General features: G+C 35.9%; 20 protein-coding genes and 1 pseudogene. 19 read left to right on the plus strand and 2 right to left on the minus strand.

Annotation, left to right across the window (positions count from 1 at the left end):
• The 19 genes from MV589_RS03230 to MV589_RS03320 form a co-directional block, all read left to right on the plus strand.
• Positions 1–356, plus strand: a 356-nt coding sequence (locus tag MV589_RS03230) for a glutamate synthase-related protein (protein ID WP_297431990.1), incomplete at its 5' end; no start/stop codon positions are given.
• An 86-nt stretch (positions 357–442) separates the two neighbouring features.
• Positions 443–631, plus strand: a complete 189-nt coding sequence (locus tag MV589_RS03235; protein WP_297431992.1) for a hypothetical protein — start codon at positions 443–445, stop codon at positions 629–631.
• A complete protein-coding gene (locus MV589_RS03240) occupies positions 615–1,103 on the plus strand; it encodes a gluconate 2-dehydrogenase subunit 3 family protein (protein ID WP_297431995.1) in 489 nt (162 codons plus the stop codon). The genes MV589_RS03235 and MV589_RS03240 overlap by 17 nt, the downstream gene beginning before the upstream one ends.
• A complete protein-coding gene (locus MV589_RS03245; protein ID WP_297431997.1) occupies positions 1,103–2,794 on the plus strand; it encodes a GMC family oxidoreductase in 1,692 nt (563 codons plus the stop codon). The genes MV589_RS03240 and MV589_RS03245 overlap by 1 nt, the downstream gene beginning before the upstream one ends.
• 6 nt (positions 2,795–2,800) lie before the next feature.
• Positions 2,801–3,388 carry a GNAT family N-acyltransferase gene (locus MV589_RS03250; protein WP_297431998.1) on the plus strand — a complete coding sequence of 196 codons (588 nt, stop codon included), beginning with the start codon at positions 2,801–2,803 and terminating at the stop codon, positions 3,386–3,388.
• 1 nt (position 3,389) lies between these two features.
• A complete protein-coding gene (locus MV589_RS03255; protein WP_297432000.1) occupies positions 3,390–5,435 on the plus strand; it encodes a TonB-dependent receptor in 2,046 nt (681 codons plus the stop codon).
• A complete protein-coding gene (locus MV589_RS03260; RefSeq protein ID WP_297432002.1) occupies positions 5,436–5,984 on the plus strand; it encodes a hypothetical protein in 549 nt (182 codons plus the stop codon).
• A gap of 44 nt (positions 5,985–6,028) precedes the next feature.
• Positions 6,029–7,957, plus strand: a complete 1,929-nt coding sequence (locus MV589_RS03265; RefSeq protein ID WP_297432004.1) for a GGDEF domain-containing phosphodiesterase — start codon at positions 6,029–6,031, stop codon at positions 7,955–7,957.
• A gap of 124 nt (positions 7,958–8,081) precedes the next feature.
• Positions 8,082–9,479, plus strand: a complete 1,398-nt coding sequence (locus tag MV589_RS03270; protein ID WP_297432006.1) for an MBL fold metallo-hydrolase RNA specificity domain-containing protein — start codon at positions 8,082–8,084, stop codon at positions 9,477–9,479.
• A 74-nt stretch (positions 9,480–9,553) separates the two neighbouring features.
• On the plus strand, positions 9,554–10,000 hold the full coding sequence (locus MV589_RS03275) for an Hsp20/alpha crystallin family protein (protein ID WP_297432008.1): 447 nt from the start codon (positions 9,554–9,556) through the stop codon (positions 9,998–10,000).
• Positions 10,001–10,011: 11 nt separating this feature from the next.
• Positions 10,012–10,437, plus strand: coding sequence for an Hsp20/alpha crystallin family protein (locus tag MV589_RS03280; RefSeq protein ID WP_297432009.1), 426 nt, complete (start codon positions 10,012–10,014; stop codon positions 10,435–10,437).
• A gap of 107 nt (positions 10,438–10,544) precedes the next feature.
• Positions 10,545–12,431 carry a proton-conducting transporter transmembrane domain-containing protein gene (locus MV589_RS03285; protein WP_297432010.1) on the plus strand — a complete coding sequence of 629 codons (1,887 nt, stop codon included), beginning with the start codon at positions 10,545–10,547 and terminating at the stop codon, positions 12,429–12,431.
• Positions 12,431–14,314, plus strand: coding sequence for a proton-conducting transporter transmembrane domain-containing protein (locus MV589_RS03290; RefSeq protein ID WP_297432013.1), 1,884 nt, complete (start codon positions 12,431–12,433; stop codon positions 14,312–14,314). The genes MV589_RS03285 and MV589_RS03290 overlap by 1 nt, the downstream gene beginning before the upstream one ends.
• Positions 14,311–15,231 (plus strand): respiratory chain complex I subunit 1 family protein, encoded by a 921-nt coding sequence (locus MV589_RS03295; protein ID WP_297432015.1) that lies wholly within the window; start codon positions 14,311–14,313, stop codon positions 15,229–15,231. Before MV589_RS03290 ends, MV589_RS03295 begins: the two co-directional genes overlap by 4 nt.
• 3 nt (positions 15,232–15,234) lie before the next feature.
• Positions 15,235–15,828, plus strand: coding sequence for a hydrogenase (locus tag MV589_RS03300; protein WP_297432017.1), 594 nt, complete (start codon positions 15,235–15,237; stop codon positions 15,826–15,828).
• Complete coding sequence (locus MV589_RS03305; RefSeq protein ID WP_297432019.1) at positions 15,825–17,240, plus strand: proton-conducting transporter transmembrane domain-containing protein; 1,416 nt, start codon at positions 15,825–15,827, stop codon at positions 17,238–17,240. The genes MV589_RS03300 and MV589_RS03305 overlap by 4 nt, the downstream gene beginning before the upstream one ends.
• A 4-nt stretch (positions 17,241–17,244) precedes the next feature.
• Positions 17,245–17,628: a DUF167 domain-containing protein gene (locus MV589_RS03310; RefSeq protein WP_297432021.1), complete on the plus strand. Its 384-nt coding sequence runs from the start codon at positions 17,245–17,247 to the stop codon at positions 17,626–17,628.
• Complete coding sequence (locus MV589_RS03315; protein ID WP_297432023.1) at positions 17,625–18,992, plus strand: hydrogenase large subunit; 1,368 nt, start codon at positions 17,625–17,627, stop codon at positions 18,990–18,992. The genes MV589_RS03310 and MV589_RS03315 overlap by 4 nt, the downstream gene beginning before the upstream one ends.
• Entirely contained in the window at positions 18,989–19,495 is a 507-nt protein-coding gene (locus MV589_RS03320) for an NADH-quinone oxidoreductase subunit B family protein (protein ID WP_297432025.1), read from the plus strand. Before MV589_RS03315 ends, MV589_RS03320 begins: the two co-directional genes overlap by 4 nt.
• Positions 19,496–19,629: 134 nt before the next feature.
• On the opposite strand, the pseudogene MV589_RS03325 reads toward MV589_RS03320, so the two are convergent.
• Positions 19,630–21,398, minus strand: a pseudogene (locus tag MV589_RS03325) (ABC transporter ATP-binding protein).
• Complete coding sequence (gene gltX / locus MV589_RS03330; protein ID WP_297432026.1) at positions 21,388–22,779, minus strand: glutamate--tRNA ligase; 1,392 nt, start codon at positions 22,777–22,779, stop codon at positions 21,388–21,390. The pseudogene MV589_RS03325 and the gene gltX overlap by 11 nt, the downstream one beginning before the upstream one ends.
• Positions 22,780–22,995: the final 216 nt, after the last annotated feature.

Genomic DNA, 22,995 nt, shown 5'->3' on the forward strand with positions numbered 1-22,995 from the left:
TAGCGAGTGAAAAGGTGCTTACTCCTGATGATGCCATTGTTCTTTTTGGCATCGGGGCTGATTATGTGGCTATTGCGCGTGCATTTATGATGAGTGCGGGGTGTATAAGAGCGCGTGAGTGTTCGGGTGCACACGGTAAAGCCTGCCCTGTAGGACTTGCAACGCAGGATAAGAAAAAGGCGAGAAATGTCGCCTCTTATCATGCACAAATGCTTACAGGTATTCGTGGTCTTTTGGCTGTAATGGGCATAGATGAACTTAGTAAGATAGGTAAGAAAAACCTAATATTTAAAGACCATACAGGCAAAACCTATATGAATGTCGATAGATATTTTGAGGAGTCTTTGGTTGACTAAGGCAGGATGAGTGTAAGTTTGTAATACACACTCTATGCACACTTTTTGAGTATAATAACTTTAAGATTAAGGAAAAGGAGGACGTTATGTGTATTCCTCATGGTGCTATGCGCACAACAGATAGTGGTTTTGTAAAAGAGAAAAAACCGCCAAAACATGTCAAAAGAGTCTCTCAAAGAGAGTTTGAAAAAGGCGATCCAGATTTTGTGGATGAGCGTACATCAACATATACTCCAAAGAAAAAAGGATCGTTCTTTGATGACCTTTTCTCGTAGAAAGTTCTTGGCAGCAGGCTTTCTCTCAAGTGCTGTTTTTTTAATGGATGGGTGTAGCCTTTTTGGTGTGACAACACCCATAGATACCATTAAAGTACTTCATCGAGATTTGTTTCCTAAAGCTGCTGAGTTAAATATTATAACTGCTCCTTATATGTATATAGTCTTTCACCATTCTCGCATTTCAAAATCAGATAAAGTGTTTATAAAAAATGGTGTTAAATGGCTTAATGAAGAGGCGATAAAAATGCATAAGAATAGCTATGTGAAACTATCTAGTTTGAAGCGTCAAGGAGTACTGCGTAGCATAGCAAAAACAGAGTGGGGTGAGAGCTTTTTGTACAACATTATGGGCTATATGTTTGAAGCGATGTTGGGTGATCCCATTTATGGTGGCAATAACAAAGAAGCAGGCTGGAGATGGCTTGCGTTTAGCGGGGGAGAACCTCGTCCAAAAAAGGCGTTTTTATAATGGTTGATGTATGTATTATTGGCAGTGGTGCAGGTGCTTCACCCATTGCGTATGAGCTTGCAAACGCAGGTTTTAGTGTTGTTGTCTTGGAAAAAGGCAAGGATTATACTGAGAGTGATTTTAACAAAGATGAACTTGCAGTATGCCGTCGTGATATGTTCACTCCGCCGCTTTGGGAGCAAAAACACATTATCAATGAGTACAACGAAGATGGCACTTTCACGCGTTATGACGGTGCAGAGTCTGGCTGGAACTTTTGGAATGGTTCCATGGTTGGTGGTTCTTCAAACCTAATGAGTGGGTATTTTCACAGGATGAAGCCAAATGATTTTCGTCTCAAAAGTGTGTATGGCGAAATTAAAGGTGCTAATGTTGTTGACTGGCCGCTAAGTTATGAAGAGCTAGAGCCTTACTATACAAAAGTTGAGCAGGTTGTGGGTGTAAGTGGAAAAGTGGTCGAGCATAAATTTCAAGAGCCACGCTCTACTGCAGATTTTCCTTATCCACCGTTGCAAACAAATGGTGCTACAAAGTGGTATGACAAAGCCTGCAAGGCACTCGGCTATGATGTAATGCCAACTCCCCGCGCAATTCTCTCAGAAGATTCACTGAACCGTAAAGGGTGTTTTTACTCCAATTTTTGCGGCTCATACGGCTGCGCAAGTGCTGCAAAGGGAAGCGGGCGTGCAGCACTGCTGCAAAAGTGCCAAGTGAAGATAATCACTAATGCCTTTGTCTATAGACTTGAGAGTGACGATAAGCGGGTAACACGAGCGTACTACTATACAAAACATGGCGTGCGACACTCTGTAAAAGCGAAAATATTTGTACTTGCCGCACAGGCGATTGAGAGCTCGCGTCTGCTTCTGAACTCTAAAAACGAGTATTTTCCAAACGGCTTGGCAAACTCAAGCGGGGAAGTAGGGAAAAATCTTATCTTCTCTGCAGGAGGCAGCGGCAGTGGACGTTTTGTATTTGAAAAACTGAGTAAAGAGCAGCAAGAAGAGTTGATGCAGCCGGGAGTTTTTTTTAACCGCTCTTTGCAGGATTGGTATGAGTTTAGTGAAGATGGACAGAAGTATAAAGGCGGGACAATCGACTTTTTATTTGAGCATCAAAACATCATTCCTCGTGTGATGCAGGAAGTTTATGACAGTGATGGCAATCTGCTTTGGGGTGAAGCACTTGCTAAAAACATTCACAAACGTATGACTACTTCAAGAGTACTGACCTTCGAGGTCTTTAACGACTGGCTTCCGACAGATAGATGTTTTGTGAGTGTTGATGAAAAGGTCAAAGACAAGTATGGTGTACCGGTGGGTGTGATAAATCTCTATGGACATCCACAAGATTTAAAAGTAGGTGAGCATTTGGCAAAAAAAGCTCTGAAAGTGCTTGAAGAGCTGGGCTGTGAAGAGATAGATTACTCCATCTCTGCCTCACCACCTCCAAACCTTGTCGCAGGCGGCTGCCGCTTTGGAGAGGATGCAAAAACATCAGTGCTAGATAAAAACTGCAAAGCCCATGATTTAGAAAATCTCTATGTAAGCGATGCCTCGTTTATGCCAACGGGGGGAAGTGTGCCATATACTTGGACGATATATGCGAACTCTTTTCGGGTGGCAGGCATCATTAAGGAGCGTTTACAATTAAAGAAAAATTTGCACAGCTTCAAAAATAAAATGTTATAATGAGGAATGATTAATTTTACATTTTTAGAAGTTACCGATAAAGAGTTATTAGACAAAGTTTTTGCATTTCGATATAAAATACTGATGGAAATATATCCTGAATATGTACGAAAATTGGGTATTACAGATGCTAAAGAATATGATAAATATGACCCATATGCAATACATTTTGCTGCTATAGACAAAGAGGGTGAGGTATGTGCAACAGTACGGCTTATTTATCACTCTCCAGTGGGTTATCCGACAGAAAGTAGTACACAATTTGATAATAGTATGTTTGAGAGAGATAAATTGGGTGAGATGTCAAGAATATTTGTGGATGCTTATTACAGAGATATGAAAACAACTAAGATAATTATAAATGAATTTATAAAATTATTATATTTAAAAATGATGCAAGAGGGTATAGAATATACTTATGGTTCTCTCGAAGAGAATTTTTTACGATTATTGAAAATTTATAAAATGCCATATCATTCCATAGGAAAAAAACAAAGACATGGGGATTTCGGCCTACGTTATCCGTGTATACTATATACAAAAGAACTGGGTAGAGCAAACCCTGAATTGATAAAATTGAGAGAAGAGAAGTAATATGAAATATAAGATAAATCTTTTTTTATTAACATGTTTGACAACTCTGCATCTTCAAGCAGATGATCTACATGCTTCTCTTTTTAATGATATGAAAGAGTTTAATACGATAGCTACACAAACAAAACAAAATGAACATTATCAGCCTTATATTATTTCGGTATTTCAGAGTAAAGAGCTTGAATACCTTGGGGTCTCTAATCTCAAAGAAGCGTTGATGCTAGTTCCCGGTGTTGATATGGCAACAGATAACACTAATACTCAAACACCCATCTTTAGAGGCTCAAATCCTTCTGCTTATGGACAGTCTAAGCTTTTAATAGATGGAGTTGTCGTTAATAATCTTTTTTTTGATGCCTACTCAGAATATTTGTCTATGCCCATAGATATGATTAAGCGTATAGAGGTTATTCGAGGTCCAGGTAGCAAAGTGGATGGCATCAATGCTTATGCTGGTTCCATCAATGTTGTAACCTATGCTGAAGATTTTAAAGGTTTTGAATCTAACAATAAAGTGGTTTTTAAGTATGGCTCATATGATTATGGAATGGGTGGCTTTGTGAAAAACTTTCAAATACAAAAACTGAAAGGGCATATAGATTTTTATTACCAAAAAGACAATAAAAATATATCATCCGGTCCTGATGGGCTTGCACAAGGCTCTTTGGGTACAGCTAATGTAGGTTTGTCTCAATCAGGTGATGCTCCGCTATGGCTTGATGAGTATGCACTTGGAGTAACGCTGAAATATCAAGAGTTTTCACTTAAAGCTCGTCTACTACAACATAAACAGGGAAGTGCTTATGGCATTAACTTTGCCCTACCGCAAAAAAATGATAGAGTAAAACTGCCTAGCTACTACGCGGAGTTAGGATATACAAAAAAAATAAATGATGCACATATAGATATAAAAGTAGGTGCTAAATATGATATATTTGATTCAGAAGCAAAGCTGGCACCTAATAATCTTAATCTTAGCGGGATAGTATTTTCCAATGGTATATATGGTGAACATTATGCAAAGCAAAGGGTACTGTACCAATCTACTTATTTAAAATATAAGGGATTTACCAATCATCGCATTACATTGGGTTATAGAGTGACTCAAGAAAAGACTGTTGCTATGAAGTCTAAACTTTCAAATTTAACGACTGGCGATGCCGCCTTGGTTGATTATACAGATACGCTGCCATTTTTTGATAAAGATGCACACCGTAATGTTTATACTTTTTCGCTGCAGGATACTTACGATATAAATGAGAAATTGAGTGCTTTATATGGAGTGAATTATGAGCAGACAAGCTATAAAGATGCAGGATTTGATCCGAGAGTTTCTCTTGTTTATCGTCAAGATTTTAAAAATATATTTAAAGCCATATACAGCACTTCTCATAGAAATCCTTCATGGCAAGAGATGTTTACAAAGAACAATCATTCAAGAGTAGGTAATACAGATTTAGAACCAGAGAAAGTAACTTCGTATGAACTTTCATATATAAGAAACTTCACGAGTGATTCTTATCTGCAGAGTAATCTGTTTTATCTTATAAATAAAAATCAAATATATAATTCGGCGGCTGATCCTATGTATAGGAATGCGGCAAAAACAGATATTTATGGTATTGAACTTGAATATAAAGGGCATATTTTTCCTAATGACGAACTCTATGCAAACTATACATATATAGATGGAAGTTATACTGTTGAGGATACCCGTACGAATAGTAGCTTACCAAATGTTGCACATAATTTGGCAAAAGGGTATTATATTTATCACTTTAATAGTGCTATTTCTTTGGGTACAACATTGAAATATGTCGGTTCAAAAGAGAGAACACCAACGGATTTGCGTCCAAATGTAAAGGCTTATACAACACTTGATACGGCGCTTAACTATAAGAATAGTCGTTATAATTATAATGTGAATATGAGTGTCAAAAATATTTTTGATACTGATGTCAGGTATCCATCTCCTCAAAATAGTTATGTAGATGATTATGCACAAGCGCGTAGAACTTTTCTAATTGCGTTTAAAAAGAGTTTTTAGATGATACGCATATTTTTATTTTCTATTTTATTTGTTCAAGTACTTTTTGGATATAACTATAATAGTTTATTGCTTAAGGCGGATGCCACAATTTTTCCAAAAATAATGCTTATGGATAAAAAAATAAAAAATAAACTTATAGATAATAAAATAATATATACAATTGTTTATGATCAATGTGATTATGAAACTGCAATACATGTAAAAGAATATATAGAAAATACTTTTCAAAAGTATATGGATAGATACCCTTATAAGGTTGATTTAGCGGAATTTTCTCATCTCTCTTTAGCTACGAAAGCATCTGCTTTTTATGTTTTAAAATCATCAACTGAGAATATTAAGAAAGCTGCAAATATTGCTCGGCAAAAGGGAATAATCAGTTTTTCTTATGATATAAATAATTTAAAATATGATTTACTATTTTCTCTTGTTATTGAAAATTCAACGATACTTTATCTTAACAAAGAGTATTTACATACAAATAATATTGATTTTGTTGATTCCTTGCTTTCAATGGTTAGATTTATAGGTAAAAAAAGTATTTGATTTCATAATTATGATAAAATAGTTCTAAAAAAGAGAGTTGTTGTATGCAAAAAAGAAAATTTGAGTCATTATCATTTAAGATTATAAGTTCTATTATTCTTACTTCTGTTGTGATTATTATAGGAATTTTTCTTTCGTTTGAAACAATTAATAAAAAGGCTTTTTATAATGTTGAACTTCAAAAAGCAAAACTAATAGTTAAAACTATTGAACCTTTAGTGGCAATAGATATTTATCTTGGTATGCAAAATAAAATGGAATCTATTGTGAAAGAGTTGATCAAAAATAAAGATATTTTATCTGTTAAAATTCTTAAAAATGATAAACTTATTTATGAAGTAAAATCTAAAAATAAATATAAAAGCCTTTTTATAATTACATATAATATTCTTCAGCCCAACTCGAAAAAGAAGATAGGGACTATTGTATTAGATTACTCAAATCATAATTATGAACAGCTTATCTATAAATATACGAAGCTACTTGTAATTATGCTCGTTATCCTTTTTATTATATCTGCATTACTTAGTATATATATTAAAAATATATTAAGACCTTTAAGAAGAATTGCTCGACTACTACAAGATTTTTCGCCAGAGAAAAAGCTTAAAATAAAACTTATGAAAGAGGATAATGAAATTTCGCTTATATTATCTGCATTAAATGAGATGCAGGAGAAAATATTTGATTTTGCAAGTAAACAAAAAGATATTAATGCATATTTGGAAAAAGAAGTAGATAGTAAAACAGTGGAGTTACGAAAGCAATTGTTTATAGATGATTTAACACAGTTGCCAAATAGAAAAAAACTTTTTAATGCTATTGCAAGCTCTGAAAATGATAGGGCATTATTAATTTTAAATATTGATGATTTTAAAGAGATTAATGATTTTTATGGGCAGAGTGTTGGTGATTATATTTTAATTGAGTTTGCAAAAGAGTTACAGCATTTTCTTAAAGATGAAAAAAATATTATGCTTAGTCGTCTTTCGGGTGATGAATTCGCTCTCTTTTTTCAACATAAGCCTTCAGAGAAAAGTTTTATGAGAGTAATTAATAGTTTGACGAAAGAGATTGAAAAAATGGTTTTTGAGTATGAGCAGAATGAAATTTTTATTAGGGTTACCATTGGTGCTACTTTAGATTCAAATGAGATGCTTGAAAAAGCAGATATTGCCCTTAAACTTGCAAAAGAACATAAAAAGTACTTTTTACTTTATGATAAAAAATTTGATGTAAAAAGACAATATAAAGAAAATATGGAGTGGGTGCAAAAAATAAAAAGTGCCATCAAAGAAGATAGAATAGTGCCTTATTTTCAGCCTATATTTGATGCAATAACACAAAAACCTGTAAGTTATGAGTGTTTAATCCGTCTTATAGATACCGATGGTTCGGTTATAAGCCCATATAAATTTTTGACAATTGCACAAAAGAGTAAACTCTATCCTCAGTTGACCCAAATAATGCTTGAAAAAAGTTGTCAATATTTTCAAGATAGAGATACAACTTTTTCTGTTAATCTCTCAATTAATGATATTCTTGATGTAGATATGGTGACATATATTCAAAAATGTATTAAAAAACATAATGTAAGTAACAAAATTGTATTTGAAATTCTTGAAACAGAGGGTATAGATAATTATGTCGAGGTTTCATCATTTATATTGAGTATGAAGAAACTTGGATGTAAAATTTCCATAGATGACTTCGGTTCAGGATATTCCAATTTTGAACATATTTTAAAACTTGATATTGATTATATTAAGATTGACGGAAGTCTGATTAAAAATCTTGAAACAGATATAAATGCTCAGATAGTCGTTGAAACGATTGTAGATTTTGCGAAAAAATTGAATCTCATTACGATTGCAGAATTTGTTCATAATCAAGCAGTATTTGAAAAAGTTAAACTACTTGATATTGAACGTGTGCAAGGATTTTATTTGGGTGAACCTAATAGAGATATATGAATGTATGCAGACGCTTGTGCATAAATGCAACGGTCTTAGAATTCATACCTAAAAAATAATATTTAAGAACTTTAGGCGTATAATAGCCATAAAGTAACAAAATTTTATTTTATGAGGAATTATTATGGCAACAGTACACTCGTATGGGGCGACTAAAGAGGTAACAGGTTCGTGTCATCTATTTGAAGTAGGTGGTGTGAAGATAATGATAGATTGTGGAATGTTTCAGGGTGAAGATGAAGAAAAAAATTCTGAAGCTTTCTATTTTGATCCTAAAGATATAGATTATTTGCTTGTAACGCATGCACATCTTGACCATACAGGGCGTATTCCTAAACTTGTAAAAGAGGGTTTTAAGGGAAAAATCTACGCAACTGCCGCTACGATGGATTTGGCACAGATTATTTTGATGGATTCTGCCAAAATTATGAATGAAGATTTCCAGACACGCTTTAAAAAGGCAGAGAGACAAGGTAAAGAGCACAAACTCTCCAAACCACTCTATGAACCACTCGATGTCGATAAAACTTTTTCAGCTCTTGAGTGGACAAATCCAGAATATGATAAATACTATGAATTATGTGAAGGAATAAGTTTTGTCTATCGTAATGCTGGGCATATTTTAGGTTCTGCTTTTATTGAACTCTCTTATATGGAAAACAGTGACTCTCATACCATTGTATTTTCTGGTGATATTGGTAACGACAATGGTCTTGTAATGCCAAATCTTGACAAATGTGATGATTCGCAAAGTTTATATGTTGAGACGACTTATGGAAATAGAGAACATCAATCAATAGATATGACCATAAAAGAGTTTAAAGATGTAGTGATAAACACGCTTGAAAATAGGGGAAATGTACTGATTCCCTCTTTTGCTATTGAGAGAACTCAGGAGCTTTTATGTCTTCTTCGTTCGATGCATGAAAGTGGTGAACTTCCAAAATGTAAGGTCTTTTTAGACTCTCCTATGGCAACAAAAGCTACCGAAGTCTATAGAAGTTATGCGCAGGAGTTGACAAACAGATGTCAAGAAAATGTTCAAGAAAATGGTACAGTTTTTAATTTTGATTCACTTATATATACTGAAACACCAGAAGCTTCTAAAGGGATTAACGATATAAAAAGTCGTGCAATTATCATCGCAGGAAGTGGAATGTGTAACGGTGGGCGTATTACGCATCATTTTAAGCACCGTATTTGGGACAAGAAAAATGCAGTCATTTTTGTAGGATTTCAAGCGCAGGGAACTTTAGGACGAGAGATAGTTGAGGGTACAAAATGGATCAATGTGTATGGGGAAGATATAGTTGTAAAATCTTCTATTCATACTATTAATGGTTTTTCAGCGCATGCAGATCAAGATGGCATTTTAGCATGGGTGTCAAAAATAAAAAATCTTAAAAAGGTCTTTTTGGTACATGGTGAGCTTGAATCACAACAAGTTTTTAAAGAAGTATTGAAAAATAGACTTAATATTGATGCCCATATTGTGGGCTTTAAAGAAAAAATCACTATTTAATGCAACAAAAGTAGCAAAACTCCTTTGTAATTTTTTATATTATTTCAGAAATAAAAAAATTAAAGGAGTTTGTGATGTTAGTGACAAGATACAATAAACCAGTTTATAAAGATAGAAGATTTGATATATTTAACGAACTATTAAATTCATTTAATGAAGGGCGGACATCAGATGAGCCAAGAGAGATAATGGATTTTGTGCCTAGTGTAAACACTCGTGAAGCAAGTGATGCTTACTACATTGAAATAGATCTCCCAGGTGTGAAAAAAGAAGATGTTGATGTAAGTGTGGATAAAAATGTGCTTACAATTTCAGGTAAAAGGGAGTCCTCTGAAGAGGTGAAAGAGGATGACTACTACAGAGTAGAGAGTGCGTATGGGAAGTTTTCACGTAGTTTTACACTTCCTGAAAATGTAGATGTCGAGAAGATTCAAGCGTCAAGTGAAGATGGTGTTTTAGAGATTACTATTCCAAAACAAGAAGTTATTAAAGACAGTACGAAAAAAATTAAAATTCAATAAGGAGGTGTGTGATGGAAGTAACTAAAACTGCAAAAGATGCTGTACAAAAAGTAGAAGAGAAAGTTGAGAACGGACTTGGAGTGATAAAAGATAGTTTCAATAACTTGGCATCTCACCTGCCTTTTGCAAATCTTGCAAAAAAATCGAGCGATACTTTTGTTATTGAAGTAGATTTACCAGGTGTAAAAAAAGAGGACATTGATATTAAGGTTGAAGATGATTACCTCACTGTGACAGCTGTAAGAAAGTTTAAAAATGAGCTCAAAGAGGATGACTATTATTTGTGTGAGTCAGATTATGGACTTATCTCGAGAAGTTTTGCACTCTCTGACAATATTGACAGAGATTCAATTGGAGCAAAATTTGAAAATGGTAGGCTAACTATCACTTTAGATAAAGTAGCATCGAAAAAGGTGAAAAACATTACAGTAGGCTAAACGGAAACTAAGAGAGTTTGTAGTATAATCGCATCAAATAATTCAGGACTGCTTTCCTACACTTTTACAGCCCTCCATTAGAAATTTTTTCTGGAGTTGTTAAAAAAATGTTTCAGTTTGATACACTCTCTTTAGTATTTGTCGCTCTCATTATTTTGGGAGCGATTCCAAATCTCTTCTACTCTAGCGGATATTTACCACATATTGAGAGAAAAACACACTATTTACTACACTACTTTACATTTATTTTTTCTATGCTTGGTGTAGTTGTTAGTGCAAATGCACTTGTCTTCCTCTTCTTTTGGGAAATTATGAGCTTAAGCTCTTGGCAGCTTATTTTAACTGAGCCAAAAGATAAGAGTACCATAAACGCAGCACGCTTCTATTTTCTAATGACACACTTTGGTTTTCTCTTTTTATTGCTTTTCTTTTTGATTGTAACCAATGGAGATTTAGAGATTAGTTTTGCGCAGATGAAAACAGTAGCTGCTGCGTTTACTTACCCGACCATGCTCTTTTTCTTTTTGATTTTAGGATTTTTAAGTAAAGCTGGAGCTGTGCCTGTTCATGTATGGCTCCCTTATGCGCATCCTGCCGCACCAAGCCCTGTCTCTGCCCTAATGAGTGGGGTTATGCTCAAAGTTGCCATCTATGGAATGTTTCGCTTTTTGTTTGATGTCCTTTATCCGTGGCCACTGCAATGGGGTACTTTTATTCTTATTATTGGTTCAGTGACTGCACTTACTGGGATCTTATATGCCCTAGCAGAGCGTGACATCAAAGCGCTTTTGGCGAACTCTTCAATTGAAAATATAGGTATTATTCTTATTGCCTTTGGAATGGGGATGATTTTTGACACTTTAGGTCTTGAGATTTTAAGCACTTTCTCTTTTATTGCCGCTATTTTTCATGTCTTTAACCACATGGGTTTCAAATCACTCCTTTTTATGGGTGCTGGCTCTATTTTGCATCAAACGCATACAAAAGATTTAGAAAAATTTGGTGGGCTTATCAAGTCTATGCCTGTTACTGCGTTTACCTTCCTTTTTGCTGCGATGAGTATTACAGCACTGCCTCCTACCAATGGCTTTTTAAGTGAGTGGATGATATTTCAGTCCATTCTTAGCTCAAGCACTATTGCAAACGCTATGACACTTAAACTAGCTCTGCCTTTTGCCCTTTTTGCTCTTGCCATGACAGGAGGTTTGGCCATCGCTACATTTGTAAAAGCCTATGGTATTACCTTTTTAGGACTGCATAGAAGCACCAATGCAAAACATGCAAAAGAGGTCAATTTTCTTATGCAAAGCGGTATGATTTTGATGGCACTTTTTGTTGCTTCGCTTATGCTTTTTGCTCCACAGTATCTTTACTTTTTCGATGCCTTAATGGTATCACTTGGAAAAACTTCTGTTTATGCTCAAATCTTTCCAAATGGTTCACTACAAATGCACTCTTTAGGCGTGAATGGTGGAGTTGTCTCTCCCTTAATTCTTTTTGCTGCTTTGGTTGGGGTTACCTCACTTTTGCTTTTTGCTTACAAAGCTTTTAATGTAAAAACAAGAGTACATCGCAGTTGGGCATGTGGCTATAAAACTTCTGCCAAAACGCAGTACACAGCAACAGGTTTTTCCGGTGTTATGCGAAGATTTTTTAACTGGCTCTACAAGCCTGAAGAGCATATAAGCAAACAAAATCTTGCAGGACATGAGACAAAATTTTCAGATGCAAGTTATGAAGTGCGAATTAAACCACTTTTTGAAGTTTTTATTTATGACAATATTAAAAAGTGGGTAAATATTACAAGCTATTGGGTCTATCGTTTGGCTCATTTTGAGCAGACACGCTACCCTGCTATGATATTTAATCTTATGCTTTTCATTCTCTACAGTTACCGAATTTTTACCCATGAGATTGACTGGCAAAGTATTCTCATAGAGATGGCACTGATGCTGATGTCACTAAAAATCTTAGTTATTGGGGAGAAAAAGTAATGTTTGTTTTTGATTGGCTTTCTCTTATTTTTGTTGCACTTATTCTACTTGGTGCAATTCCAAATATTTTTTATTCAAGTGGATATTTACCACATATTGAGAGAAAACTGCACTACCAACTCCATTACTTTGCATTTATTTTTTCTATGCTTGGTGTGGTTGTAAGTGCAAATGCTCTTGTTTTTCTCTTCTTTTGGGAGCTTATGAGTCTTACTTCATGGCAGTTGATTTTAACAGAAGTAAAAGAGAACGCTACCATTAAAGCAGCACGATTTTACTTTACAATGACCCATTTTGGATTTCTTTTTTTACTGCTCTTTTTTCTTATTGTCACCGATGGAGATTTAACGGTTGGCTTTGCAGCTATGAAACTTTCAGCTTCTCATTTTGCTTATCCGACACTTCTCTTTTTCTTTTTATTGTTGGGATTTTTAAGTAAGGCTGGAGCAGTCCCATTGCATGTTTGGCTTCCATACGCTCATCCACAAGCACCTAGCCCAGTCTCTGCACTTATGAGTGGAGTAATGCTTAAAGTTGCTATTTATGGAATGTTTCGCTTTTTGTTTGATGTTCTTTACCCTTGGCCGATTGAGTGGGGCATCGTTATTTTAACTATTGGTGCATTGTCCTCTTTAGTGGGTGTTTTATATGCTCTGAGTGAGCATGATATAAAAGCACTTTTAGCAAATCACTCTATTGAAAATATTGGTATTATTCTTATTGGTTTTGGAATGGGAATGATTTTTGATACTTTAGGTCTTACTACTCTTAGTTCGTTTGCTTTTATTGCTGCCATTTTTCATACATTTAACCATATGAGTTTTAAATCTCTTCTTTTTATGGGAGCAGGTTCAGTGCTTCACCAAACGTATACAAAAAATATGGAAAAATATGGTGGACTTATAAAAGCAATGCCTGTTACTGCGTTTACTTTTCTTATTGCTGCTATTTCCATCTCAGCACTGCCACCGAGTAACGGTTTTTTAAGTGAGTGGATGATATTTCAATCAATGCTAAGTTCTTCTCATATAGATAATATCTCTCTAAAACTTGCCATTCCTTTTGCTATTTTTGCTCTTGCTATGACTGGTGGTTTGGCGATTGCATGTTTTGTAAAAGCGTATGGTATTACCTTCTTGGGTCTGCATAGAAGTACAAATGCTAAACACACTCATGAAGTCAATTTTTTAATGCGTTTTGGAATGATTTTAATGACTTTAGTTGTTATCTCTTTGATGCTTTTCACCCCTTTTTATATGCACTATTTTGATAAAGTAATGGTGGGATTAGGTCGTGCTTCCATCTATGCACAGATATTTCCTAATGGTGTTTGGAATATGCACTCTGTTGGTATAAATGGAGGTATAGTCTCTCCTTTGATTTTACTTCTTTCTCTTGGAGGTGTTACTGCGTTTATAATGTTCGCTTACAAAGTTTTTGGTATAAAAACACGCATTCACAACAGTTGGGCATGTGGCTATAAAACCTCTGCTAAAACGCAGTACACCGCGACAGGATTTGCAGGACCAATTCGTAGATTATTTGATTGGCTTTATAAGCCAGAAGAACATTTTTCTAAGCAGACAATAGCAGGACATGAGACAAAATTTGACGATTCGCACTATGAAGTGCATGTAAAGCCACTCTTTGAAAAAGTCTTTTATACGAGTATTGTTAAGGCTGTAAACTTTACAAGTTACTGGGTCTATCGTCTGGCTCATTTTGAGCAGACACGATATGCTGCGATGATATTTAACATTATGTTAGTTGTACTTTTTAGTTATAGAATTTTTGCTCATGACTTTTCATGGGCTACCTTTGTTTTGGAGTTTTTTGTTATGATGATTTCTGTTAGAATTTTAATTATTGGAGATAAAAAATGATACTCTATTTTGTGACGATTATTTTACTTGTGCTTATTGCTCCTCTATTGCTCTCTTACATTAAAGCAACAAAAATGATGTTGCTTTTTAAGAGACCTATCTCCATTTTTCAAGGCTATAGAGACTTTTCAAAATTGATGCATAAAGAGACAATTATTTCTGAAGAGACAAGTGCCATTACCACTTATGCCCCTTTTTTAGTGCTTTCACCACTTCTCATTGTGATGTTCTTTTTGCCTCCCGTTGTGCATGGGAGTTACTATGTAAGTTTTGTAGATGCTTTTACCATTACAGGGCTTATTTCACTCTCTACATTTTTTCTTATGCTTTTAGGACTTGATAGTGCGAGTGCATTTGGAGGAATGGGAAGTTCTCGTGAAGCATTTATCTCTGCACTTGTTGAACCTGCTATGGTTCTTACCATCTTTTCAGTCTCTTTAATGGCTGGAAATTTAGGTGTTGGTCAAGCAGGGGTGAATTTAGCACAACATTTTCCGCAGGAGCATATGGCAAGTTTTCTTTTTGCTGGTATTAGTTTTTTCATATTGCTTATGGCTGAAAATGGTCGTATTCCTGTAGATAATCCAGAAACGCATTTAGAACTTACTATGGTGCATGAAGCGATGATACTTGATTTAACAGGAGTATATTTAGCCATAATTGAGACAGCTTCTTCCATTAAATTTGTGATTTTTGCATCACTTTTTGCATCACTTTTTATGCCATTTGGTTTAGAGTTTACAGCACCTATTGCCTTTTTGATTTTTATAGTAAAACTCTTTTTCATAGCAACGCTAGTTGCTCTTTTAGAGGTAAATACAGCAAAACTAAGACTTTTTAAGATACCAAACCTTTTAGGTCTGGCAATAGTCTTTGCCTTTTTATCTTTAATTACATTTTATGTTTTAGGAGCGTAAACAATGGTTGATTTTCTTATTGGACTCTTTTTAGCTTCACTTATTGTGGCACTCTTTACAACAAGACTTTATAGACTGCTTTTGTGGTACTCCATGAACTCTTTAATGCTTGGTCTTTTGGCTCTTATTATTGGAAAAAGTATAGATGATAAAGCGATGATTATTACAGGTGTAATTACCATTGTTGTTAAGGCAGTAGCTATTCCGTATATTCTTAAAAATTTAAGTCAAAAGTTTCATTTTGTGCGTCAAATAACGCCTGAGATAAAAGTACAGTATGCCATTATGCTTGTTCCTGCTATTTTAGTTTTTACTTTTTACCTCTCTGAGCCTATCACGCATATGATAAATACCAATGCAAACTTTGTGGCAATAAGTATCTCATCACTCTTTCTTTCTCTACTGTTGATGATGGAACATAAAAATGTGGCACCAAAAATTGTTGGATTTTTAAGTATGGAAAATGCACTTTTTTTACTTGGAATTACTGCAACAAATGGAATGCCAATGCTTGTAGAGCTTGGTATCTTTTTTGATTTACTGATGGCTATTGTCGTTATAAATCTACTATTTCATAAAGAGGAGCTCAAAATATGAATCTCTCCCTTCTTCTGCTTCCTGCCATCATTATGTTTGGTGTGAGCTTTTTTAAAAATAAAAAGGCGAAGTATGTTTTAGCCTTTACCTCTTTTGTTATTCTAGGACCAATTGTTGAACTTTTTTTACTCCCTAAACCTTACAATGTTCTAGGAAGCTATCTTGTAGCAGACAAGCTTGATACTTATGTTTTACTTGTCTCTTCCATTGTTGGTATTGGCGTAACATTGGCGCTTTTAACACTCGATAAGCATGTAAAAGTCTCTCCAAAAGCATATAGAAAATTCTATAGATTTTTTGCAATTTTTTGGGTTGGACTTATCTTTTCTATACTCTCAAATCATATGGGTATCTACTGGATAGGGCTAGAACTTGCAACACTCTCTACTGTCTATATGATTAAGACAAACTATACACCTGCCGCACATAAAGAGGCTTGGAACTATATGATAGTCGGTGCTATCGCCGTTTCACTTATACTCTTTGGTATTATACTTATGTATGCAAGTGCGAAACCTATTTTAGGCGAAAATGCAATGCAGTTTGATTTGCTTTTAGCTCATGCCAAAGAGATTCCATCTCCTTTTCTTTTTGAAATGGGATTTGCTATTGCGACCATTGGAATGTTTGTTAAAATGGGATTTTTTCCTATGAACCTGTGGCTTGCAAATATCGAGCGAGCCTCTTTTTATCCTGTTGCAGCACTTTTTAGTGGTATTTTAGAGTCTGCTGTGGTTATTGGGTTTTTCCGTTTCTCACAGATTGCTATGAAAGTAAATTATAATCATCTTTTTATTTTTGTATTTGTTTATACAATCTTAACAATTTTTATTGTCTCTTTTTTAATTTATAGAGCAAAAGATTTTATGCGTCTCTTTTCACTCTCTGGGGTTGAACATATGGCTCTTATTGTTATTTTCTGGGTAAGTGGTGCACCGTTTGCTGCATTGCTTCACTTTGGTGCGCATGCCTTTTTAAAACCAGCACTCTTTCTCTCTACAGGTGTACTCGAATCTAATGGAAAGTATAAAATTGCAGGTGCGCTTAGAGGATATAAAGGAGTTAAAGGGACAATTTTTTGGTTTTTAGTTTCGCTCTTTTTACTCGCTATTATCTCCTTGCCACCAAGTCCGATGTTTTTTAGTGAACTTTATGGATTTGGAGCTATGATAAGCACCGCAAAAAGTAGTCATCATATGCTGGCTATGATTGGGGCAATTTTATTTTTGCTTGCACTACTTTCCATAATCTTTTACCGTTTTGTAGCGATTTACCAATCTATGAAATATGAGGGTGAAGAGGAAGAAAAAACTGTTTATACAAGTGAGCTTGTTGCTCTTGTAATATTTGCAATCTCTTTGATGGCACTTTTACTACCATCATCTCTTGCATATCTAAAATCCATAGGATAAGAAAATGGCAAAAAAAAGAAAATCGTGGATGAATGCTGAGGAGTTGGCACAAGAGGAGAATATTGTCTCCTTTCACCCAAGAGATATGAAAAGTTTTTATGCATGGGATGGAGATATTTTAGTATTAAATATTTTAGGTACGCCAAGTGCAAAAAAAGACATCATAGGTAAACCAAAAGGGAACCAACTTAAAATAAGTGTAACAGCTAATCCTGTTGGTGGTCGTGCAACGGACTATATGGTGAAGTGGCTTTCCAAAGAGTTTGGAGTAAACAAAAGTGATATAGAGGTTGTTTTTGGGCGTATGAATGTCAATAAACAGCTGAGAATTAAAGCACCAACAAAATTTCCAAGAGTCATAGCAAAGCTAGAGGAGAAGAGTAAATGAGACTAATAGCACGGTATGCAAAAGAGCTTGAAAATGAGTTTGAGATCATTACAGTCTATGAAGATGAGACACAAAAAGAGCGTGTTCCTAAGACAAATCCTATTGTGAGAACTTTAGCAAAAAAATACCCTGCAGCCATCTGGTTTGAGCGAAAGATGCATGATGATTTTGGTATTATCGTCTCAGATGCATTTGACAGGCGACCTCTTGTGCATCAAGAACGATTTCCTAAAGATGTGCATCCCTTACGAAAAGATTTTCAAGAAAAAGAGCTTGAAGAGGCTCCTTATCTTGCATATAAATATGAAGCAATAGGCGGAGATGGCGTTTTTCAAGTGGCAGTTGGTCCCATTCATGCAGGAATTATTGAACCTGGGCATTTTCAGTTTTCTCAAGCTGGAGAGGATATGCTTCACCTTGAAGTGAGACATTTTTATAAAAATCGTGCTATTGAGAAGATGCTTGAGGGGAAAACCTTGGCAGAGGCGAAGCCTATAATTGAGCGAATAAGTGGGAATGAAAGTGTTGCATATCAAATATGTTACCGAGATATTTACCTACAAGCATCGCAACAAGAACTTCCTCTAGCACTGCAAAAACGGCATGCTTTTTTGCTTGAGTTGGAGAGACTTATTCATCATCTTACAGATTTAGGCTTTATTCCAAATGATGCTGGTTTTGGAGCGGCTTTGGCGTATGGCTCAAAACTTGCAGAGGATGCACGAAGAAAAATGCGTGAAGTTACTGGGCATCGTTTTGGTTTTGGCGGGGTAACATTTACAAATCAGTTTATAGATGTTGTCTCTTTTAAAGAGTGGCTTGATGACCTTGAGACGAGCATAGAATTTTTTGAAGATTGGATTATGGATATTCCATCATTATGGGATAGATTTGACACGACAGGGGTTCTAAATCTTAAAAATGCTGTGAAATACAATAGTGTTGGCGTAATAGCGCGGGCATCAGGACTCTCTCAAGATAGGCGTATAAATAAATTTTACCTAGAGCATGGTTTTGTAATGGCAAGTGAAGTGAGCGGTGATGTTGGTGCGCGTTTTAAAGTACGCATTCAAGAGGTAAAGAACTCTATGCAAATGATGCACAACTTTTTAGAAGAGGATGAGACTGCGTTTAGAGTAGCCGATGTACAAGATGGATCGTATCAAAGTTTTACAGAGAGTTCCATTGGTGAGCTTTTTATGGCAATAGATATAAAAGATGGTCTCATTGAGCGTTTTTTTGTTAGAGACCCTAGTTTTGTGAATTGGCAGGCGGTACATATTATGATGCAGAGTGACATCATCGCAGATTTTCCACTTATAAACAAAAGTTGTGATTTAAGTTATGCAGGAAATGATTTATGATTAAATTTTGGAACAAAAGAGTAAAACACGGAATTTTAACAGAGAATGAGCAGCTAGACAGAGAACTCTCAAAGATAAAAAAAGAGATAAAAGAGGGTGTTAAAAAGAGATTTGCAGGCTCACTTGCCATAAGAATGGTAGATAGCGGCAGTTGTAATGCGTGTGAGGCGGAGTGTAATGCTCTTGCAAATCCATACTATGATTTAAAACGATTAGGTATCTACTTTGTAGCAAGTCCACGCCATGCGGATGTGTTACTGTTAAGCGGTATTATGACATTTAATATGACACCACATGTAAAAGAGGCTTACGCCCAGATTCCCGCACCAAAATGGGTAATAAGCTTGGGTGATTGTCCTGTAATGCAAGCTCCGTTTGATAAAACATATGCCATAAATGCCCCAGCAGAAAATCATCTCCCCGTAACGCATCACATAGCAGGATGCCCACCCTCTCCACTAGAAATTATGGAAGGTTTGTTGGAGTTTTTGAAAAAGATTTAGAATATAGCATTGATTTTGAAGAAGCACAACATATAGGTGTAAGCTGTCAAGCCATCATTAAGATTTGGTTAGTTGATAAACTAATTCAAAATGAGCATCACAAAGTAGCTTAGCTGTGATTGAATTAGTGAAAGCTAGAGGAGTTGGTTTTTTATAAACTCCAAGTAGTGTCCCTCTTCCCTTTCAAGCTCTTTATGTGTTCCTCTTTGCACTATTTCACCCTCATCTAAAACATAAATCATATCTGCATTTTTTACTGTACTGAGCCTATGTGCGATGGTAATGAGTGTTTTTTTCTCTAGTATTGGTTTGAGTGCGACAAAGAGTTTGGTCTCTGTATGCACATCGAGTGCTGAGGTAGATTCATCAAATATTACGACACTTGGATTTGCTATGATCATACGGGCAATACTAAGTCGTTGGCGTTGCCCTCCTGAGAGTCGAATGCCGTGATGTCCTACGATGCTCTCAAGTCCATCGGGCATACTCTCAAGCATATCTGAGAGTTGCGCGATTTCTAGTGCTTTGAAAATCTGCTCATCGCTGATATTTTCATGCCCCATAGTAATATTGAAACGCAGTGTAGAGTTAAACATTATAGGCATCTGCAAGACTAAAAATATCTTCTCTCTTACAGAGTGTTTGTTTATTTTCTCTGTAGGAATACCGTTATAAAAAAGCGCACCAGATGTTTTTTCATAAAATCCTGAAATGATTTGAGCAAGTGTTGTCTTTCCACTTCCACTTGCACCAATAAGGGCTATTTTTGAGCATGGAGCTACTTCAAAGTTTATGTTTTTAAGAATGAGTTTATCACTGCTTTCATAGCAAAAGCATAAATCACTCAGTGCAATATCGACTGCGTTTGAGTCTATTTCATGCTCCCCACTTGTCTCTTTTTTGAGTGAGAGAAGTTTGTTAATGCGCTCTAATGCCGCTTTTGCAGCGGAGTAACTGTATTGCATAGAGAGAATGTCTTGTACCGGAGTCATAATGAACCAGATGTAGCCAAACATGGCAAACATCATCCCTATCTGAGATCTGAGTATGCTACTAAAAGCAGCCCACTTGCACGAATAAGCTCAAAAACACTTAAAAATATAGTGTAGGAGAGCTTTTCATAAGCGACACTTTTGAAGTTAAAGAGGTTTGAAGTCTCTTTGATTTTTTTTGCTTGTTTGAGTGCTTTTTCAAAAAAGTAGTGCTCTTTGTTACTTGCTTTTATCTGTCCGTAAAGCTCCAACGTCTCACCTACATCCTCTTGAAACGCAGCTATTGCTTTGTTCTCCTCTTTTTTGAGTGCACCTACTTTAGCAGACATCTTTTTACTTAAAAACATAATGAGCGGCTGGACAAAGAGAATGAGTATGCCTAAAATTGGGTTGATGGCTATCATGACAATGCCAACGGCGAGCAGCGTTAAAACAGATGCCACAAAACGGCTTGAACTAACCATAATGAAGTTGTCAAGTGTGTCGATGTCGGTGATGAGGTTGGCAGTGATAGCGCCGCTGCCTAGCGTTTCAAACTCATTCATGGAAGTATGTTCAAGGTGTGTAAGGAGTTTAGAGCGTATCATAAAAGTGATGTATTTTGATATTTTTGTAAATATTTTTGTCGTGATGACACCAAGATAGTAGTATAAAAAACGTAAAAATATAACCACAAACGCAACGATGGCAATGTAGTAAAAAGCAGAACCACTTCCTAAAAGCGTGTTGATGGTGGGAACAATATAATGCGGCTTGTGCAGCAGCACTTCATCGACCATCATTGGCAAAAGTAAGGGAACCGGCACACTTACAATGATGGCAAGTAGCGTAATGATCTGCCCATAAATAAGGGCAGGTTTTTTATGGAGTGCGAGTTTGAAAAGAGATTTGAATGTTATTTTAGTTTGCATTTGCTTTGATGGCATTTTGGATGCGTAGGAGTGTTTCATCTCTGCCCAAAATAGCCATAACTGCATCAAGCCCTGGACCACTCATTTTTCCAAGAAGTGCAACGCGCAGAGGGTTTCCGATTTTTCCAAATCCTATCTCCATCTCATTGACTATCTCTTCCATCACATGATGATAATCTGCAGGAAGATGAAGAGAATCTGCTGCGTTTAGTTTTGCTGCGAAGTTCTCTAAAACCTCAAAGGCATTACCTTTAAATGCTTTTTTGACTGCTTTTGCATCGTATTCACTTGGTGTTGTAATAACTTCATGACAAAGAGAAGCAAGCTCTTTGAGTGTTTTTGCGCGCTCTTTTAAAGCATCAAGTAAAATCTCTTTTTTGTCATGTGAAGTGAGGACAATATCAAAATCAAGAAGTAACTCTACAAGTTCATCATTTGAACTGTTTTTGATGTAGTGTGCATTGAGCCAGTCGAGCTTTTCAGTGTTGTAAATTGAAGCTGATTTGTTGATGTCTTTTGGATCAAACAGCGCTTTCATCTCATCCATTGAGAATATCTCTTGATCTCCATGACTCCAACCAAGGCGCACGAGGAAGTTTAGGAGTGCTTCTGGGAGATAACCCATTGCTTTGTACTCCATTACATCTGTTGCACCGTCACGTTTTGAGAGTTTTTTACCTTGTTGGTTGTGAATCATCGGAACATGGTAAAATTTAGGAATATCAAATCCAAGAGCTTCATAAACAACTATTTGCTTTGGAGTATTTGAGAGGTGATCATCCCCACGAATAACTTCATTAATGCCCATCAAAGCATCATCAATTGCTACAACAAAGTTGTAAGTAGGGCTTCCATCAGCACGAGCGATGACAAAATCATCCAAAATATCTTCTGCTTGAAATACTACATCACCTTTAACACCATCATGAACGATAATTTCACCACTAATTGGTGCTTTAATGCGAATAACTGGCTCTACACCTTCAGGAGGAGTTCCTTCAAAATCACGATATTTTCCATTATATTTTGTACGCTCTTTATTAGCCATTTGTGTTTCACGGAGTGTATCTAACTCCTCTCGTGACATATAACATTTGTATGCTTTTCCCTCATCAAGAAGTTGTTTGATGTATTTCGCATAGATGTCACTGCGTTTACTTTGGTAGGTAATCTCCCTATCTGCCTCAAGTCCAAGCCATGCAAATGCCTCTAAAATCGCTTGAGTCGCCTCATTAGAATTTCTTGCCTTATCAGTATCTTCAATGCGAAGAACAAACTTCCCGCCATTTTTTTTCGCCCAGAGGTATGAAAAGAGTGCAGTACGAAGACCGCCGATGTGTAAGTAGCCAGTAGGGCTTGGAGCAAAACGAGTAACAACCATGATATGCCTTTAAAATTATAATTAGACTTCTTTTATAACCTAAATATATCTCAGCATTTTATAGAGAGTTTTAATCAAGGCAGATGTTCTTCAGCGTAGCTGTAGCTACGGTGGAGGTTATCTAACGCAGAGTAAAGCTCTCTATAAATTGCCCAAAGGGAGGGATAAAAAAAGCGAACTTGCACAAAACTTTTCCTCACCGTAGCTACGGCTACG

It is taken from the genome of Sulfurimonas sp., assembly GCF_026991475.1.
In the GTDB taxonomy this organism is placed as follows: Bacteria; Campylobacterota; Campylobacteria; order Campylobacterales; family Sulfurimonadaceae; genus Sulfurimonas.